Below are 17,477 nucleotides of genomic sequence, written 5' to 3' on the forward strand. Positions count from 1 at the left end.
GAATTTTGAAATTAAATGCGAATATGCACTTCATTTATTCGAATTGTTCTATTTTGATAAAATAGATGCGGATATGCACTTAATTTCTTGGTATTTTGCTTTTTTACGCCTGGTTTCTTCGAATAATTGCCTATACGCATTTATTTGAAGATTCGGGAGCAAATCGAATAAAATAAGTGTATTTGCGCACTTATTTCAATAGCTTTTCCAAAGAAGCTTTCGAAAAGGCTTCTTTTCTTTTTTCAGACAACCTTACGACGAAACCAACACCACAAAAACGAGCAAAGACAAAAATCCCGACAAAGGCAATCCCAACGCGTTGAAGCAAATGCCCGCGATCGCGAATTTTGCGCCCCGCGAACTGCGTACGGCTACGATCGACAACGTCAACCCGACGATCGAACCCACAAAGCAGACCGGAATTGATAGCAGCATCAAACCGCCCAACGCGGCGTAGCCGTCGGAGTCTCCTGTAGATATCATCAGAATCAACAGGAGAATCGGCATCGCCAAGCTAAACGCGCCCAGGATGAAGCCTGCCAGCGCCATGCCGTATCTGTAGGGCCGCTGCGCCGGTCTTCCGTAAGGCGCGAACGGATCGCGCTGCCCCGCGCCGTAATATTGTTCGCCGTATCCGCGCTCATCATATCCGCGATTCGGGTATACCGGGTCTTCGTATCCGCGCTCAGCTCGGTAAGGATTCTGCCGATCTTCTTCATGCCGAGAAACGCTGCGACGGTTCGAAGACGTATGCTCGTTGTCCCAATCAAAACGACTCAAAATAAAACTCCTTCCAAAAAGGCAACTGAATAACTTCTTATTTAATTATACAGGAAAAGGAACATTTTTGAATCGATAAAAAAAGTGTAATTATGCGTATGTCGCAATGCGACCGACGTTATGCCTAATCTGACATAAAAATTTCTTGACAATGACCAGTGGGTCACTTAGTGTGTAGAAGACTTTAAGACAAAAAGGTTGGTGCGCAAAATGATGAATCAGGCAAACACGAAATGGGTTGTGGCGGGCTTGTTGCTCAGCATCCTGATGGCGGCAATGGACAACACGATCGTCGCCACCGCGATGGGCACAATCGTCGCCGACCTCGGAGGACTCGATCAATTCGTCTGGGTCACCTCCGCCTATATGGTGGCTACGATGGCAGGAATGCCGATCTTCGGCAAATTGTCGGATATGTATGGACGTAAGCGGTTTTTCGTTTTCGGATTGATCGTCTTCTTGCTGGGTTCCGCGCTGTGCGGACTTGCTCAAACGATGACGCAGCTCAGCTTGTTTCGCGCTATTCAAGGAATCGGCGGCGGAGCACTGATGCCGATCGCGTTCACGATTATCTTCGATACGTTCCCGCCCGAAAAGCGCGGAAAAATGACCGGCATGCTCGGCGCGGTATTCGGCTTGTCCAGCGTATTGGGGCCGCTGCTCGGCGCTTATATTACAGAAGCCATTAGCTGGCACTGGGTCTTCTACGTGAATGTGCCGCTTGGCGTACTGGCGTTGTTCTTCATTATCGGATTCTATAAAGAATCGACCGTGCACCGCAAGCAGCAGATTGACTGGGCAGGCGCGGTTACGCTCGTTATGTCGATCGTGGCGCTGATGTTTGCATTGGAGCTTGGCGGTTCGGACGGGTACGCCTGGAATTCGGTTGCGATTCTTGGATTGTTTGCGGCGTTTGCCGTGTTTTTTGTTGCTTTCGTGTTAATCGAACGCAAAGCGGCCGATCCGATCTTGCCGTTCTGGCTATTTAAGCGTCGGTTATTCGCTTCGTCGCAGGTATTGGCGTTCTTGTACGGCGCGACGTTCATTATTTTGACCGTCTATATTCCGCTGTTTGTACAGGCCGTGTACGGCGGATCGGCTACCAATGCGGGATTGATCCTGACCCCGATGATGCTCGGCTCGGTAGCGGGCAGCGCACTCGGCGGTATTTTCCAGACCAAGATTCCGTTCCGCCGTCTGATGACGGTCTCTGTCATTTCGTTCTTCGCGGGTATGGCACTGCTGGCCTTTATGTCGCCGGATACATCGCGCGTGCTGCTGACGATCTATATGGTTCTGGCCGGCTTCGGCGTCGGGTTCTCTTTCTCCATGCTGCCGACGGCTTCGATGCACAATCTGGAGCCTCAGTATCGGGGAACGGCGAATTCAACCAACTCGTTCCTGCGCTCCTTCGGAATGACGCTCGGCATTACTATTTTCGGTGCGATCCAAAGCAGCGTGTTGGCAAGCCGTTTGAAAGATGCTTTTGCCGGACAGGATGCGGGAGGCTTCGCCGGCGGAGACCTTCGCAGCGTGTTCCAATCCGACGTGCGCTCGCAGATCCCGCCGGACATTTTAGAGAAAATAGTCAATGCCATGTCGGATTCGATTACCTCCATGTTCCTGTTTGCGCTGATCCCGATTGCTTTGGCGGCGGTCGCTATCGCTTTTATGGGCAACGCGAAGGCCGGCGCGGAAGAATCGAAATGATCAGCGGGAGCGGGAGATTCTCGGTCTTAGGCTGAAAAAAGGCTGTTCCCGCTGCGTTCGGCGACGGGAACAGCCTTTTGTTTAGGGCGTGTACGCAAACTCAGGCGACGTGCATCTTGACCTGCCTTTTCATCCTCCGCTGCGTCATTTTCCCTTGACGTGCCCCGGCACGACTGCGAAAAAATTCCTTGCAGAGAACGAAAATTCAGCCCAATCTGCTCCCGGCGGAGTTTGCGTACACGCCCTAGTCTTCTGCGAGAAATATAGTCCGGAATTTGAAACTCTTGTACGCTGGATTCTTTAGCGGCGCTTGCGAACTTTAGGTTGCGTGACGGTCGCCAGTTCCTCAAGCGCCGTTGCCAGGTCTGCTTCAGCCTTCTTGGCCATACGAACCAATTTGTCGTGACCGCCGAACAAACGATAGATCGCAAGCTCTTGTTCGTAATCTTCCAGCAGAAGCAACTGCGCGGACAAAAGACGGGCCAGTTCAGGCGTATCGATTAGCGATTCCTTGATCGGACGCGCACTCTGACCGCTTCCAAGCAACGTCGAAATCAAAGTCGGCAACGTATGCTCATTCAGGCCCCTGGTCGAAGCGAATAGAGCGGCATAATCATCGTGCGCAGATTGATGTTCGGTATCGACAAGCTGCATATATCGTACCAGCAGCGAATCGTAATCCTCGCTATGTAGTCCGAGACCCAGCACAGCGTATGTCCCCGGCATGACCGACTTTTCGCCTGCTTCGACATCCCCGTACCAAGCGAACTCGTCCATAACGAGGTCTGCATATTCAGCGATAATCGGAAATAGTGCCGGATATTGCAGAGCATTAGCGAAAAATCGATGCAGCGGAGATTTAGCGAGCTTTTTAAGCGGTAACCCGTGCTTTTCCATGCTTTTCAGCTTCAATGTGTAGGCTGTCGGAAACCCCTGGCGCATCAGATCGCATACATAGTTCAGAGCTTCCCGGTACGCTTGCTCCTTTTCCGCGGCCAACTTCAATTCGACGGTCTGGAGTACGTCATTCGCTTTGCCTTGGAACAGACTGCCTTTGCGCGAGCTTTCCACCTTGCCGCTCCCGGTCTTCAAATAACGCTCGGCCGTATCCGAACCCAGATCGGACGCATAACGAAGATAGGACAGCCGAAGCTGTGGGTCATCGTGACCAACCTGAAGCGCCGCATAGAGGAAAAAGTCCAAAGCTTCAGCGTGCAGCGTCGGCCGCTCGGTGGATGACTTGATGCGGAAACGCAGTGGGTAATCATCGGTTTCATCGAAATGCAGCGGCAAAAATTGTTCCTCGGCCCATCCTTTTAGCGCATGGCTATACTCACGCTTCCATTCGGCCAGTCGCTCGGGATTTTCCTTGAGCTTGCGGCTTAAGCCGAGAGACAACGCTTCAAGCTGCTGCGGATCGGGGGCAACCCGGCCTTCCGGCAGCAAATCAGCATTTACGAGCAGACGCGAGAAAAAGAAGTAATCTTTTGCCTTGGGGCGCGCCGGAGGATCGGATAAGACTTTGCTTTGAACAAATCGTTCCAACGTTTCTTTTAACTTAGCGAGCTTGATTTCATCGATCAATATGGCGTTCAGCTTGAAAGATGAGGCATTCGACTCACTTTGGAAATCCGCAACAAGCTCGAATCGATAGTCGAAAAAGCGCGGGCCCATCTCATTAGACAGGCGTAGCTCATTGATTTTTTTCAACAAGCCCGGCCAGAATTCATCACGCAGCATCGTCTCGGTGATGTATTCGATATAGGGATCAAGCTCGAATTTGTAGGCGTCGTCACTCCATGAAAAAGGTTCGTACACATCGATCGCTAAGCGATGCGGGGTCTTGCCCCATTGCGGCTTCAGACGGCTGATTTTCAAATAATTGAATACACCGGCTTGAAGGGGACTCCATTCTTTGATCTCGCCCAGACGCTGTTGTTCGCGTGCATAGATCGAGCGGAGTTGTTTCCAAACATCCTCCAACAATCGATCGGAAAGATTCGACATGGACAATTTCCTCCTTGCGCATTTTCTTAAATCCTTTACAAAGAAAGGAAAATAGGCCATTTGGGATTTTGCACAAAACCCGCCAACGAGTTACAATCAAGCACAGTGGCAAAGACGTGCAACGATTCCAGCCATTACAAAATGAGATTATAGCATACCATATACATAAAGGACGAGATCGTCCGGCAAACGGGATTATCGCTGACATACGGGTTGGGCCGTATAAGCGAGAGGAAGGCGGCCGCGCGGCGGGAGTGCGATTACGGTCGGCTTTACTTGGGGGAGGGACATAAAGTGAAAAAGCAAGCGCAGTTGGAGCGTATTGTGTGGAAGCTGAAGATGGCCATGCGGCGCGACGATGCTCTCAAAGAATTCGGGGCGAACCGGCACGGTTATCGAATGAACGCACCGCTTGAACTTGAAAAGATTGCCAAGTTCGAAGCCGAGTCAGGCATCGCGCTACCGTATGAGTTTTCCGAATTTTTGCAAGTTGTAGGTAACGGGGGAGCCGGTCCTTATTACGGCATAGCGGCGCTTGATCCCCATGGAATCGCAGGGCCGCTGAAGCAAAAATGTCTGTTATCTCCAAATATGACTCAAGAAGAATGGGGATCGAGGATTGCATTTCTGGATGATCTCTCGATTGAGCCTGAAGAACGGAGCCGACTTCAAAACGAATTATATGGCGGTCTGCTCGGTATCGGTTCGATGGGTTGGACCTTTGAGATGATGCTGGTGCTAAACGGGCCTTATCGAGGTCGAATCGTTTATGTGGATCGCAGCTATCAAATTCCCTTTTTTACATACGAAGCAAACTTTCTGGAATGGTACGAGCGTTGGCTGGACGAGATTATTGGCGGTTACGATACGGGCTGGTTCGCGATGGAGCGGGCCGGAGACGACGTGGTGCTGATCGATCTGTATTTGACGAGCCTGGAAGAGAAGGTCAAGGTCAGCGCGATCCAGGGCATGCACAAGCTTCCCAAGCTGAAGGAAGAGACGCTGTCGTTTTTGTTCGAGCAATGCGTAGACGCGTCTCCGGCGGTACGGATGGCCGCTTTGGAGATTTTGGCGCAAAAAGAATATGTACAGGCTTTTCCGTTTCTTGAAAAGGCATTGACGAGTCCGCTTGCGGAAGAACGGCTGAATGCAGCGCGGCAGATCGAAGCTTACGGCGAGCCCGGTGGCGGTCGACTGACGTCGTTGCTTGAACGATCGCTGCCAGACGAGCAAGACCATCGGGTGCTATGTCAGTCTGTCCGTATTCTGGAGCAAGGACCGGTAAATCCGCTGACCACGCTGATTCTTTTCTTCACGCATCCCGATCCCGATATGCGCCGCGAAGCTATTTTTCATGCGGGGCGTCTACCGGGACGGGAAGCTTATGCGATGCAATTCGGCCGGGCATTGGATGATGCGGACGAAGTGGTGCGCGAGACCGCGGTGGGCGCGCTGGAAGGTCTGCCGATGCCGGGATTGCTGTCGAAATACGGTCGATTGATTGCGGAGCCCTCGTCCGGGGTCAAGCTGCGTAAAGCCGCGCTCCGTCGCCTAAGTGAGTACGGAGAGCAGGCGTATCCTTATTTTGAACGTGCAGCCTGTGATTCCGATGTCAAGATCCGGGAAGAAGCCGAACGTCTATTGAAGCAGTACCGAGTCGAATTAAACAAGACGTGACGGATTTGCAACAAAAAGCTGAAAAGGCCGTGGATGATCCGGTTGAACAGGTTGCCTGCTTTGCTCCGTCTATTCGATAAGCGCTATACTAATAGAAAGCACCGAATCGAAAAGGACGGGAGAGGGTACAGATGGAAGCCTGCCTGCTGATTCACGGTTTTACGGGAGGCGTGCATGAAATGGAGCCGCTTGCCGATTTTTTGCAGAAAAAAGGGTTTGAAGTCGGTACGTTTACGCTAAGCGGTCACGGGGGCAGTCGCAAAGAAATGCAGGACGCGGGCAATCGGGAATGGATCGCCAGCGCCGAACAAGAACTCAAAACGCTGCTGCTCAACAACGAACGCGTGCATCTGATCGGATTTTCGACGGGAGCGTTGATCGCGACGCGTCTTGCGGCTTTTTACAAAGAACGGATTGCCTCGATTACCTTATTGTCCACGCCGGTATTTCCGCTTCATCCGCCAGCGATTGCCCGAACCTTGATGCAACCGAGCATGGTGGGACGGTATATTCGCAATTTCTTCGCGGTTCCCGCTCGCGCAACGCGTGAGTTTTACCGGATCGTGGACGAATCGCTGGAATGGTACGAAGAAGCGACGTCTCCGGCCTTGATCGTGCAAGGGGCGAAGGATCACCTGGTGAAACCCCGCAGTTCCGCGTATCTGAACGAGCATCTGGGCTCGACGGATAAAAAGGTGTTGCTACTGCCGCAAAGCGGTCATCTGGTCTGCCATTCGCCGAATCAGCTCGAATTGTTCGACGCGGTGTTGGAGCATGTGCACAGTGCCATCGGAAAGAAAACGAAGACCGAAACCGTTTCGCCGACGATTCCGACCTCGGATGCCGATTCCGGCAAACAACCCGAACCGATTTGAATGAATCAGCCTGAAGGAAAAACGGAGCGAAGCCGGATTTTTTCGGCGCCGCTCTGGTTCGCGTTCAAACGCAGGCAAGAAAGGAAAGTCAAAAGTGACAACGACCGAATCAATTTACCGCGTTTTCCGATCCACTTGGGGAATTCATATCGGAATCGTCGCAAGCTATACGGCATTGTCCGACGATGCGTACAGCCGTGAAGCCGTGAAATTAGGCGAAGGCATTCACATCAATGACCGACAGGTGCAAGCCGATCCGCAATCCGCGCTGCTGCCGGACGAACAAGCTTTTTTGCAAGCCGGACTGCGCCGGGTGTCGTCGTTGATCCTTCGGCATTCCGAATACGGCAACCGCACGCTGATCGTAGTCAGTTCCGTGACGATCGCGCCTTGCGATTTTCAGGCGGAAGGCTTGGAAGCGGCGATGATGCACTGGGCTTCCGAAGCTTTCGGATTCGAGCTTCCGCAGTTCGAAGTCGAGTTTGACGAAGCGAAAAATAGATACGAGTTTCGGATGTGAAGGATATGTACGGTTATTACGAGAATACGGATACGCCGTCTCCCGAATCGATCGGTTGGGAGTTTATCGCAACGCTCTTTAATGTCGGGAAAATATATGAATGATTTTTCAAAAATCCGGCAGATTTCCGTCCGGATTCTTTTTTTATTTATTCTTCGTAACTTTTTGTTAATATCATATTGATAATATCAAAAACCTATGCTATATTTTTGTTACAGTCAAAACGATAATAACAAAAAGAAAGCGGGGAAACATCATGTTCGGATTCCGTTTTGCCAAATTCCAGCCTAGCGAGTACGTGATGAAGATCAAAAACGGCAGAGTCGTCAAAGAAGGCGTCGGGCTTGCTTTCCATTATTATGCGCCGACGACGTCGGTGGTGGTCGTGCCGGTCTCGTCGATCGACGTTCCGTTCATGTTCGACGAGATGACCAGCGATTATCAGAAGATTACGGTACAGGGACAACTGATCTACCGGATCGCGGAGTACAAACGCATGACGGAAGTGCTGAACTACACGTACGATTTGAAAAAGAACCGCTATTTGTCGGACGATCCGGCTTTGCTCAGTCAGCGCGTCGTCAATATCGTCAAAGTTCGGATCAAGCGCGGTCTGGCCCGCATGTCGCTGCGCGAAGCGATTCAGGCGAGCGAGACGCTAGCGCAAAGTATGCGACGGGAGCTGGCGAACGACGAAGAAATGGCCGCGCTCGGCGTGGAACTGATGGGACTGTCGATTCTTGCCATTTTGCCGAATAAAGATACGATGCGCGCGTTGGAGGCCCAAGCGCGGGAAGAAATTTTGCAGGACGCCGACGAAGCCCTGTACCGCCGCCGCAACGCTTCGATCCAACAAGAGCGTCAAGTCAAAGAAAACGAACTCAACACGGAGATCGCGGTCGAAACGAAAAAACGGCAGATTCGCGAAACGCAGCTCAACGCGGAACAAGCGGTCAAGCAAAAACGGCACGAGATGGAAAAAGAGCAGCTCAGTTTCGATATCGGCATGGAAGAACGCAGACAAGAGTTGATCGGGCTGGAGACGTCGAACCAAAAAGTAGCTGCCGACGCCAAAGCCTACGAACTGACCGCCGTGATGAAATCGCTGGAAAACGTCAATCCGAACGTGCTGCAAGCAATGGCGAACATGGATATGAAGCCGGATAAACTGATCGCGATCGCGTTCCAGGAAATGGCCGGCAACGCGGAGAAGATCGGTCAGTTGAATATTACGCCGGATCTGCTGCAAGGACTGATGGGCGGACAAGCGGCGAAAGGGGCTGCGCAACGATGAGCTTTTTCGGAAAAAGAGACAGGGTAGCGGGAGCGCGATCTTCGACTTTCGACGCGCCCGGCGACAGAAGCGGACATTCCCGTTCGCGGCAGTCGTCCGGCAGCATGGCGGCGGGCGCTCCGGAGACGGAGGCGAAAATCGTATTGGTGAAGCGCCGTACCCGGCTGGAAGAGCTGGTGATCCGGTACAATACGATTCAGCAGGCGCAGTTTTATGTCGAGCGGCTGGGGGCGGACTTCGGCGACTATATTCGCGAAGACCGGGTCTACCACGCGGCGCTGCATCAGGCGACCGAGTCGTTGAGCGTAATCGGACGCGTGCAGCAGGTGGATCGCGAGCATGTACCGAACTTTATTTTTGGCGAAAAAGACGTAGTGGTGGTGTTGGGTCAGGACGGCCTGGTCGCCAATACGCTCAAGTACGCGACATATCGGCCGTTGATCGGGGTCAACCCGGACCCGCAGCGTTGGGACGGGGCGCTATTGCCATTCACGGTCGGGGAATTGCAGTCGGTAGCGCGCGATATCCTGCGCGACAAGCGCCCGGTCAAAGAAGTCCGGCTTGCGCAGGCGGAGTTGAACGACGGGCAGGTGCTGTATGCGGTCAACGATTTGTTTATCGGGCGGCGTACCCATGTATCGGCCCGTTACGAACTGAGAGTGAACGAGGCGGCCGAGCAGCAGTCGTCGAGCGGAATCATCGTATCGACCGGAATGGGTTCGACCGGCTGGCTCCGAAGCGTGCTGGCCGGAGCCGCAGGAATCGCTTCGGGAGTTGCCGGACAGCCTGCCCAGGCTCTGAACCCGGACGCTTCGTTCGGTTGGGACTCGCCTTATCTGTATTTCAGCGTGCGCGAACCTTATCCGAGCCGCTCGACGTCCGCGAATCTGGTATTCGGCCGGATCGACGAACGCAGCCCGCTTCGGATCATGTCGCAAATGCCGGAAAGCGGCGTGATTTTCAGCGACGGCGTCGAAGACGATTACCTGGAGTTCGGTTCGGGCGTCGTGGCTTCGATTACGGTAGCGGAGCGGCGCGGATTGTTGGCGGTATGAAAAATGAACGCTGAATTCGATAAGAGCGGCTGAAAAGTTTTTCTCGAACAGAGAAAAGCTTTTTTGCTATATGGGAAAAGCGGGTAAATAGAAAGTAAGAAATTCCTCGTAAAAAGGAGCAAGCTGGCGAAAAATAGAAGAAGCAAGTGGCAGTGGCGTATCGATGAACCATTTTCTCCGTATACAAAAAATACCCAAACTCGACAAAAGAACATATGTTCGATATACTGAAAGGAGACCTTGTACATGGAGATGCATAATATGAACGATGAATTCCTGAAGGACCTCCACGAGTTGGAACGTAACAATGAGGACCGCTCCAAGCTGCTGATGAAGGGAATCAAGAAAACGCTGGCCGAACGCCAGTCTGCGAATCGTTTGGAACGTTGGTTCCAGCGCAAGCGGAAAAAGAAAGTGGAAGCTTGGCATTCGGAGTCTCGCATGACCGAGCCGGAATCCAATGTTGACCGACAGGAGCCGAACCGTGACCACAAATACAGGGAGAACTCCTACGAGACAAGAACCGAATAAGCGCGTACAGCGCATAACGACGGAAAGCATCCGCAGCTGCCTAAGGCAGAGCGGATGCTTATTTTTTGCGGTGACGGGTTCTCTGTATTACAGATCAACTTTTAACGTACCCAGCATTTTGGCGAATTTCGGATCGTGATATGACATGAATAGCGTTTTGTTATGATCCAGAGCCGCAATTTGAGCAAGCTCATCCGTAGTTAATTCAAAGTCAAAGATATCGAAGTTTTCGACAATGCGTTCTTTATTCACGGATTTGGGGATCGCGACTACGTTGCGTTGAGTCAGCCAGCGCAAAATCACTTGAGCGACCGATTTGTTGTGTCGGTTCGCGATAGTGCTTAACGTTTCATTACTGAACATATCGCCCAGACCTTCCGCGAACGGTGCCCACGATTGATGCTGCACGCCTTGCCCAGCCATGAACGCGGCGTTTTCGAGCTGTTGGTAAAAAGGATGCGTTTCGACTTGATTGACAGCCGGAACCACTTTATTGTGTACGATCAGATCCATGAGGCGGTCGGGGAGGAAATTGCTGACGCCGATCGCTTTGATCTTGCCTGCCGCATACAACTCTTCCATCGCGCGCCAAGCCCCGTAATAATCGCCGAACGGTTGGTGAATCAGATAAAGATCGAGGTAGTCGAGCTGGAGCTTTTTCAAAGACTTGGCGAACGCCGATTTGGCGCTCTCGTAGCCCGCGTCCTGAATCCAGAGCTTGGTCGTAATAAACAGTTCTTCGCGCGGCACGCCGCTGCGTTTGATCGCCCGGCCTACGGCTTCTTCGTTCACGTAGCCCGCGGCCGTATCGATTAAGCGATAACCGGCTCGGAGCGCTTCGTAGACGGCATTTTCGCATTGCTCGGCATCCGGAATTTGATAAACGCCGAAGCCGAGAAGAGGCATTTTGACGCCGTTGTTCAAAGTGACAGTGTGCATGGAAATTCCTCCTGTAGATCGAATATGACAAAACGGTCGGATCTGAAAATCGAAAAATGCAGCCCGATTACGCCTATTTATCCAGCGACCTGCCTGTCGGGTTCAGCCGCGATTTTCGTTTTCGTTCGTTTTGTCTTACAATGAGCTTAAAGCCTTCGTGTTACACGAAGGCAAGCGGAATTTTAAATTTTTTCAAGGAGGAAAAGCAGCGTGCATACCGTCAAAGAAGCGGCTCGGATTACAGGACTGACCGAACACGCCATACGTTTTTATACCGATAAAGGACTGGTGCCGACCGTACAGCGCAGTGAGCATAATGTGCGTCTGTTCGATGAGCAGTCGATCAACTGGTTGTTCGGCGTACGCTGCCTCAAGCAGTCGGGTATGCCGATCGAAGCGATCAAAACTTATATCGATCTTTGTCTGCAAGGGGATTCGACGATTCCCGAGCGTGGCGCCATGATGAAAAAGTATGGGGAAGCTGCCCGTCTGCAATTGGAAGAAGCCAAACGGCATGTGGAACATTTAGAAGAGAAGATGGCGCTTTACGCAGAGATTTTGGACGGGAAAGTACCGGATACAACCAACCCTGGAACTTGGGAACGAATGCGGGATATGCACGGAGATGTGTTTTATGCGTCATCTGCTTGGACGGGAAGGTAATATGTTTATCGAACACGGAAGGAAGGGGAACGTTATGAACAAGAAGCATCCAAAAGAACTTTCCGACTCTATGGAAGCCGAAAGTATTGTGGTGCGCGGCGTCGATCATATCGGAATTACCGTATCTGATATGGACCAAGCCACGACCTTTTTCCAAAAAGCATTCGGAGCTATCGTCTGCTATAACGGCTTGACTGCGGATCAGGAACCGCAGCAAGGCAAACAAACCGAGCAACGCCTCGGACTAAAACCCGGAGCGAAGGTCGTGCAGATCCGTATGCTTCGAATCGGGAACAGCGTCAACTTGGAGTTGTTCCGTTTCGAAGATACCGAGCAGAGCGAACCTGCGATCGCTTCGGATCTAGGGGTTCAGCATTTCGGCTTTTATACGGACAACCTCGATGAAGCGGTGCGGCGATTCGAGGACGCGGGCGGCACGCTGTTGTCCGAGCCGAGCGAATTAACGGGATGGGAAAGCGGAACGGGAGACTCGTCCGAGCCCAATCGTTTTGTGTATGGACGCACGCCGTGGGGAATGCTGATCGAGCTGCTGAGTCTGCCCAAAGGCGTTCGTTATCCGGATGAGACTGAAGCGAAGCGTTGGGAACCGAACGACTAAGAGCTGGATTTTCTATCGGGCCCGGTACTTGGCGTATCATAAAAAAAGTGCAGTTTCACGATATCCTTACGAGGCTGCTGGATAGGATCGAAAATGGGAGGGAACGGAATGAAATTTGCTAATGTGGAACGTAACGGCGTATCGTCGGTCGTAATCGCCAATGAAGGGAAAATCGTCCCGCTCGGCGCGCTTACCCGATGGCTGGCAAACGGAACAACGTTGCCGACCACCACGGATCAACTGCTAAAATCGCCGGAGCAACTTGCTGCGATTCGCGATGCTTGGGATCGTCTAGGTCCGGATCGTTCCCGATTCGAGTCGAAGAACCAAACGGAAATCCGTTTTTTGCCTGCGATATTGAACCCAGGCAAACTTATCTGTATCGGATTGAATTACAAAAAGCATGCCGAAGAAACCAACATGCCGCTCCCCAAGCAGCCGGTCGTATTCAGTAAGTTTTCTGACTCCGTAGCTGCTCATCACGACATCATTCCTTATCCCGCCGAAACGAAGCAGTTGGATTACGAAGCGGAGCTTGCTATTGTCATCGGCCGTACAGCGTCTAATGTTAGCGAAGAAGAAGCGCTTGACTACGTTTTCGGCTACTGCTGCGCAAACGATCTATCGGCACGCGATTTACAGATGCGCTCCGGACAATGGTTGCTTGGTAAAACAGGCGACGGTTTCGCACCGCTCGGCCCGTATATCGCGACCGTCGACGAAATACCCGATCCTGACGCCCTGCGCATCTCGGCCAGCGTCAACGGCAAAACCGTTCAGGACTCCAACACGTCCGACATGATCTTCTCTTGCCGGGCAATCATCGCCTACCTATCCAAACACTTCACCTTGCGTCCCGGAGATGTGATCCTTACCGGAACCCCCGAAGGCGTCGTGCTCGGCCAACCCGAATCGGATCGAATCTGGCTCAAACCCGGCGACGAAATGACCATCTCTATCGAAGGCTTGGGCGAGCTAACCAACACGGTCGGGGAGTAAAAGCAACAAGAGTTTAAAAAGACAACAGCTTTCCAATGAGTGTTCTGGATCTTCTGATACTAGGGCGTGTACGCAAACTCCGAAGGCAGCTCAAGATGCACGTCGCCTGAGTTTGCGTACACGCCCTAAATCAGAGCCACAAAAATTTTTTACGCATACACAAAAAGAGCTCCCACCAAAGGAGCTCTTCCGCCTTACATCTACCCATAAATAGATGAAGATTTTAAAAGTTTTATTCGGTTCGAAGCGATAGGCGGAGGGAGGAATTCAGTGAAATGCAGGATTTCAAGGAAAACCTGCGGTAACACATTTTAAGTGTTGGCCTTTGAACCCGGAAAATTCCTTATTTAAATCCAATCCATTTTCCGGGTGAGACAGCGTCTTGAACGAATTTCCCCCGCAGCCGCCCCAGCTTCCTCCCGAATAGGACCTACTTAGAAAACCTTCGTCGTCCACGACTCGCAGTTCCACGTCTCCGTCACGATATCCTTATAAAAATCAGGTTCGTGAGAGATCATGAGGATCGTACCTTTATACGCCTGCAACGCGCGCTTCAATTCATCTTTCGCATCAACGTCCAAGTGGTTCGTCGGTTCGTCGAGCACGAGGATATTCGTTTCGCGGTTGATCAGTTTGCACAGACGCACTTTCGCTTTTTCGCCGCCGCTCAGTACCGTGATCTTGCTCTCGATATGCTTCGTCGTCAGGCCGCATTTCGCCAACGCCGCGCGCACTTCGAATTGGCTGAGCGAAGGGAACTCGTTCCAAATTTCTTGAATGCACGTATTGGAACCGTCGCCTTTCATTTCCTGTTCGAAATAACCGATCTGTTGGTGCTCGCCGCGTTCGACCGTACCGGAGATCGCCTGGATCTCGCCGAGAATGCTGCGCAGCAGCGTTGTTTTACCTATGCCGTTGGCGCCGACCAGAGCGATTTTCTGATTGCGTTCCATTTTCAGGTCAAGCGGACGGGACAACGGTTCGTTGTAGCCGATCACCAGTTTTTTCGTTTCGAAGATCAGTTTGCCCGCCGTGCGGCCGACTTTGAAGTTGAACTGCGGTTTCGGACGTTCCTGAGCGAGTTCGATCACGTCCATCTTGTCGAGCTTTTTCTGACGGGACATCGCCATATTGCGGGTCGCGACGCTGGCTTTGTTGCGGGCCACGAAGTCTTTGAGCTGCGAAATCTCCTGCTGTTGACGCTTGAACGCCGATTCCAACTGCTGCTTTTTCATCGCGTAGACTTCCTGGAAGTAATCGTAGTCGCCGACATAGCGGTTCAACTCTTGATTTTCCATATGGTAAATGATGTTGACGACGCTGTTCAGGAACGGAATATCGTGGGAGATCAGGATAAACGCGTTCTCGTACTCTTGCAGATAGCGCGTCAGCCAGTTGATATGCACTTCGTCCAGATAGTTGGTCGGCTCGTCGAGGAGCAGGATGTCCGGCTTCTCAAGCAGCAGCTTGGTGAGCAGAACTTTGGTACGCTGTCCGCCGGACAAGTCGTTGACGTCTTTGTCCAGGCCGACATCGGTCAAGCCGAGTCCGCGAGCAGTCTCGTCGATTTTGGCGTCGATCAGGTAAAAGTCCTGCGCGGTCAGCGTGTCTTGAATCGTGCCGACCTGCTCCAGCAGTTCTTCCAACTCTTCCGGCGTCACGTCGCCCATGCGGCCGTACATATCGTTCATTTCCTGTTCCATATCGAGCAGGTATTGGAAAGCGCTTTTGAGTACATCGCGAATCGTCAAGCCTTTTTCCAAAACGGCATGTTGATCCAGATAGCCGACGCGCACGCGTTTCGACCATTCGACTTTGCCTTCGTCCGGTTGCAGCTTGCCCGTCACGATATTCATGAACGTGGATTTACCTTCGCCGTTGGCGCCGATCAAGCCGATATGCTCGCCTTTCAGCAGACGGAAAGAAACATCTTTAAAAATAGCCCGGTCGCCGAAGCCGTGGCTGAGTCGTTCTACATTTAGTATACTCATTAATGAAAGACACCTTTTTCTGTTAGATTTCGATTAAAACTTTTTCCGTTTCATTATAAAAGGTAACGACGTACAACTCAATGGAAACATGGAAAACAACAGAAACTTTTCATGCAAAAAAGGAGATCGCGAATATGAATAAACAAGAAAACGCGCAAGTCGCGAAAAGACGCAAGGAGGTGCAGGCGTTCGAACCTCAGATTGAACGTATTCGGCAAAAACTTCCGCGTGCCGCGCAGGCTCCGGGAGCAGGCAAAGTATTCGGCGCCGAAAGCCATCGCTATCTATTGGGAGAACCGCTGACGCTGCAACAGCTTTACGAATTGGAACAATCCTGGGGCGTGAAGCTGCCGGACGATTTCGCGGCGTTTTTGACCGGAATCGGCAACGGCGGAACGGAGGATACAGGCGGAGCAGGTCCGTACTACGGAATCTATGCGATTGAAAGCCTGAAGCCGGATGTTACGCGCTTGGGGCAGCCGTCGCATTTCAAACCGATTCCGGCATCGCAAGATTGGAAATCGGCATCAATGGAAGAATACGAATTGGACGATCGTTTGGATGACGACGAATATGACGAAGCCGTGGCCGATTTGATGCGCGGCACGCTTGAGATCGGGACACAGGGATGTTCCTACGAAATGCTATTGTCGGTCAGCGGCGATCATCGAGGACGGGTATTTTATATGGACATGGATTCTTATAGACCTTTTTTCGTTTACGAATCCAACTTCCTCGATTGGTATGAACGCTGGTTGGACGAAATCATTGCCGGATTCAAGATCGGTGTTTTCGGAATGACGCCGGGCGGATCGGAACCCGAACTGCTGCATGCGGCCGAAGCGGCGGACAGCGAGAACGAACGGTCCGAAGCCTGGAAAGCGCTGCTGCGATTCCCGAGCCTTCAAGCCGACACCATTCTGGCGGCACGGCATGCACTTCGCGATCCGGCGGAAAAAGCTCGCTATTGGGCGCTGACTCTGCTCGCTTCCCATGCGCCCGAGCAAGCCGATCCGTTGCTGATGGAAGATTTGGAAAGCGTTGAAACGGAGAAACGGCGCACAGCCGTGCAGCTTATTCTCTGGTACCGCAAACAAGAAAGCCAAACTTTTATCGAACCGTTGAAAAAAATGGCTGTCGTCGAATCGGACGAGGAAACGTTCCGGTTTATCACTTATATTTTGGAAGCTGCCGCGGTTGAACCGCTCCCGTTATATCTTTCTGCTTTCAAAAATCCCAACGACGAAATTCGCGAAATCGCACTCTGGCAAGCCGGTAAGTCTGAACGGAAATCCGAATATATCGAAGATTTTATCGAGATATTGCTGCATGATCCGAATCCTGATATACGCAACGAGGCGATTCAATCGCTCAGAAAAGTGACCGATTGGCGCTTGCTGGCGGTATACGAACGATTGTTGGAACAAAATCCGTCAGATGACCATGATATTCGCCACAATATCCGGCACCGGCTGAAAGAATACGGATTCATTACGCAAAATGACATCAAACGCGGCGTCCCCGCCGAATTGAAGCAGGTTCGGGAGATGCTGCGCGATATAGGGGAGGACCGGCGATGAAAATCAAATTTTGCGAAAAAAACCTGGATCGATTTTCGAAACCGGCCTATAAAGAGTTGAAAAGCAAATACGGCGACGACGTCAAAGTCAAAAAAGATTCCTGTCTCAAAGAATGTCGATTATGCCGTACCGAACCGTTCGCGATGATCAAAGGCGAGATCGTGCAGGCGGAAACGCCGAAAAAGTTGGTAAAAAAGCTGGAAAAACGAATCGCCAAATAAATGTCCCGGTCGTTTG

General features: G+C 51.8%; 17 protein-coding genes. 13 read left to right on the top strand and 4 right to left on the bottom strand.

Annotation, left to right across the window (positions count from 1 at the left end):
* Positions 1–252 precede the first annotated feature (252 nt).
* The gene (locus WKI47_RS16135) at positions 253–780 is read right to left on the bottom strand and encodes a hypothetical protein (RefSeq protein ID WP_340228190.1); all 528 of its coding nucleotides are present in this window, start codon (positions 778–780) and stop codon (positions 253–255) included.
* Between the two features lie 210 nt (positions 781–990).
* Here WKI47_RS16135 and WKI47_RS16140 point away from each other — a divergent pair, with 210 nt between their 5' ends.
* Positions 991–2,490, top strand: a complete 1,500-nt coding sequence (locus WKI47_RS16140; protein WP_340228191.1) for an MDR family MFS transporter — start codon at positions 991–993, stop codon at positions 2,488–2,490.
* Positions 2,491–2,790: 300 nt separating this feature from the next.
* On the opposite strand, the gene WKI47_RS16145 is transcribed toward WKI47_RS16140, so the two are convergent.
* Positions 2,791–4,497 (bottom strand): DUF6138 family protein, encoded by a 1,707-nt coding sequence (locus WKI47_RS16145; RefSeq protein ID WP_340228192.1) that lies wholly within the window; start codon positions 4,495–4,497, stop codon positions 2,791–2,793.
* Between the two features lie 294 nt (positions 4,498–4,791).
* Here WKI47_RS16145 and WKI47_RS16150 point away from each other — a divergent pair, with 294 nt between their 5' ends.
* From WKI47_RS16150 to WKI47_RS16175, 7 genes are all read left to right on the top strand, one after another.
* Entirely contained in the window at positions 4,792–6,174 is a 1,383-nt protein-coding gene (locus WKI47_RS16150) for a HEAT repeat domain-containing protein (RefSeq protein ID WP_340228193.1), read from the top strand.
* A 131-nt stretch (positions 6,175–6,305) separates the two neighbouring features.
* A complete protein-coding gene (locus WKI47_RS16155) occupies positions 6,306–7,049 on the top strand; it encodes an alpha/beta hydrolase (RefSeq protein WP_340228194.1) in 744 nt (247 codons plus the stop codon).
* 94 nt (positions 7,050–7,143) lie between these two features.
* Positions 7,144–7,569 carry a hypothetical protein gene (locus WKI47_RS16160; RefSeq protein ID WP_340228195.1) on the top strand — a complete coding sequence of 142 codons (426 nt, stop codon included), beginning with the start codon at positions 7,144–7,146 and terminating at the stop codon, positions 7,567–7,569.
* Between the two features lie 5 nt (positions 7,570–7,574).
* Positions 7,575–7,673, top strand: coding sequence for a hypothetical protein (locus WKI47_RS26215; RefSeq protein ID WP_425355475.1), 99 nt, complete (start codon positions 7,575–7,577; stop codon positions 7,671–7,673).
* Between the two features lie 152 nt (positions 7,674–7,825).
* The gene (locus WKI47_RS16165) at positions 7,826–8,863 is read left to right on the top strand and encodes an SPFH domain-containing protein (RefSeq protein WP_340228196.1); all 1,038 of its coding nucleotides are present in this window, start codon (positions 7,826–7,828) and stop codon (positions 8,861–8,863) included.
* Between the two features lie 104 nt (positions 8,864–8,967).
* Positions 8,968–9,918 carry a sugar kinase gene (locus tag WKI47_RS16170; protein ID WP_340228312.1) on the top strand — a complete coding sequence of 317 codons (951 nt, stop codon included), beginning with the start codon at positions 8,968–8,970 and terminating at the stop codon, positions 9,916–9,918.
* A 246-nt stretch (positions 9,919–10,164) separates the two neighbouring features.
* On the top strand, positions 10,165–10,449 hold the full coding sequence (locus WKI47_RS16175) for a hypothetical protein (RefSeq protein ID WP_340228197.1): 285 nt from the start codon (positions 10,165–10,167) through the stop codon (positions 10,447–10,449).
* 87 nt (positions 10,450–10,536) lie between these two features.
* Here WKI47_RS16175 and WKI47_RS16180 read toward each other — a convergent pair whose 3' ends face one another.
* The gene (locus tag WKI47_RS16180) at positions 10,537–11,388 is read right to left on the bottom strand and encodes an aldo/keto reductase (protein ID WP_340228198.1); all 852 of its coding nucleotides are present in this window, start codon (positions 11,386–11,388) and stop codon (positions 10,537–10,539) included.
* 210 nt (positions 11,389–11,598) lie between these two features.
* On the opposite strand from WKI47_RS16180, the gene WKI47_RS16185 reads away from it, so the two are divergent.
* The 3 genes from WKI47_RS16185 (at position 11,599) to WKI47_RS16195 (ending at position 13,669) form a co-directional block, all read left to right on the top strand.
* A complete protein-coding gene (locus WKI47_RS16185; RefSeq protein ID WP_340228199.1) occupies positions 11,599–12,051 on the top strand; it encodes a MerR family transcriptional regulator in 453 nt (150 codons plus the stop codon).
* A gap of 34 nt (positions 12,052–12,085) precedes the next feature.
* Positions 12,086–12,670: a VOC family protein gene (locus WKI47_RS16190; RefSeq protein ID WP_340228200.1), complete on the top strand. Its 585-nt coding sequence runs from the start codon at positions 12,086–12,088 to the stop codon at positions 12,668–12,670.
* Between the two features lie 108 nt (positions 12,671–12,778).
* Entirely contained in the window at positions 12,779–13,669 is an 891-nt protein-coding gene (locus tag WKI47_RS16195; RefSeq protein WP_340228201.1) for a fumarylacetoacetate hydrolase family protein, read from the top strand.
* 434 nt (positions 13,670–14,103) lie between these two features.
* On the opposite strand, the gene WKI47_RS16200 is transcribed toward WKI47_RS16195, so the two are convergent.
* Positions 14,104–15,660, bottom strand: a complete 1,557-nt coding sequence (locus tag WKI47_RS16200; RefSeq protein ID WP_340228202.1) for an ABC-F family ATP-binding cassette domain-containing protein — start codon at positions 15,658–15,660, stop codon at positions 14,104–14,106.
* 134 nt (positions 15,661–15,794) lie between these two features.
* On the opposite strand from WKI47_RS16200, the gene WKI47_RS16205 reads away from it, so the two are divergent.
* Both WKI47_RS16205 and WKI47_RS16210 read left to right on the top strand, forming a co-directional pair.
* Positions 15,795–17,240, top strand: coding sequence for an SMI1/KNR4 family protein (locus WKI47_RS16205; protein WP_340228203.1), 1,446 nt, complete (start codon positions 15,795–15,797; stop codon positions 17,238–17,240).
* Positions 17,237–17,461, top strand: a complete 225-nt coding sequence (locus tag WKI47_RS16210; RefSeq protein WP_340228204.1) for a DUF1450 domain-containing protein — start codon at positions 17,237–17,239, stop codon at positions 17,459–17,461. The genes WKI47_RS16205 and WKI47_RS16210 overlap by 4 nt, the downstream gene beginning before the upstream one ends.
* Positions 17,462–17,477: the final 16 nt, after the last annotated feature.

The sequence above is a fragment of the Saccharibacillus sacchari genome (genome assembly GCF_037722395.1).
Lineage (GTDB): Bacteria > Bacillota > Bacilli > Paenibacillales > Paenibacillaceae > Saccharibacillus > Saccharibacillus sacchari_A.

Bases quoted from the DNA above. Each gene is read 5' to 3' on its own strand.
- WKI47_RS16140 (WP_340228191.1), top strand. From the start codon at position 991: ATGATGAATCAGGCAAACACGAAATGGGTTGTGGCGGGCTTGTTGCTC.
- WKI47_RS16145 (WP_340228192.1), bottom strand. From the start codon at position 4,497: ATGTCGAATCTTTCCGATCGATTGTTGGAGGATGTTTGGAAACAACTC.
- WKI47_RS16155 (WP_340228194.1), top strand. From the start codon at position 6,306: ATGGAAGCCTGCCTGCTGATTCACGGTTTTACGGGAGGCGTGCATGAA.
- WKI47_RS26215 (WP_425355475.1), top strand. From the start codon at position 7,575: ATGTACGGTTATTACGAGAATACGGATACGCCGTCTCCCGAATCGATC.
- WKI47_RS16165 (WP_340228196.1), top strand. From the start codon at position 7,826: ATGTTCGGATTCCGTTTTGCCAAATTCCAGCCTAGCGAGTACGTGATG.
- WKI47_RS16170 (WP_340228312.1), top strand. From the start codon at position 8,968: ATGGCGGCGGGCGCTCCGGAGACGGAGGCGAAAATCGTATTGGTGAAG.
- WKI47_RS16175 (WP_340228197.1), top strand. From the start codon at position 10,165: ATGGAGATGCATAATATGAACGATGAATTCCTGAAGGACCTCCACGAG.
- WKI47_RS16180 (WP_340228198.1), bottom strand. From the start codon at position 11,388: ATGCACACTGTCACTTTGAACAACGGCGTCAAAATGCCTCTTCTCGGC.
- WKI47_RS16190 (WP_340228200.1), top strand. From the start codon at position 12,086: ATGAACAAGAAGCATCCAAAAGAACTTTCCGACTCTATGGAAGCCGAA.
- WKI47_RS16195 (WP_340228201.1), top strand. From the start codon at position 12,779: ATGAAATTTGCTAATGTGGAACGTAACGGCGTATCGTCGGTCGTAATC.
- WKI47_RS16200 (WP_340228202.1), bottom strand. From the start codon at position 15,660: ATGAGTATACTAAATGTAGAACGACTCAGCCACGGCTTCGGCGACCGG.
- WKI47_RS16205 (WP_340228203.1), top strand. From the start codon at position 15,795: ATGAATAAACAAGAAAACGCGCAAGTCGCGAAAAGACGCAAGGAGGTG.
- WKI47_RS16210 (WP_340228204.1), top strand. From the start codon at position 17,237: ATGAAAATCAAATTTTGCGAAAAAAACCTGGATCGATTTTCGAAACCG.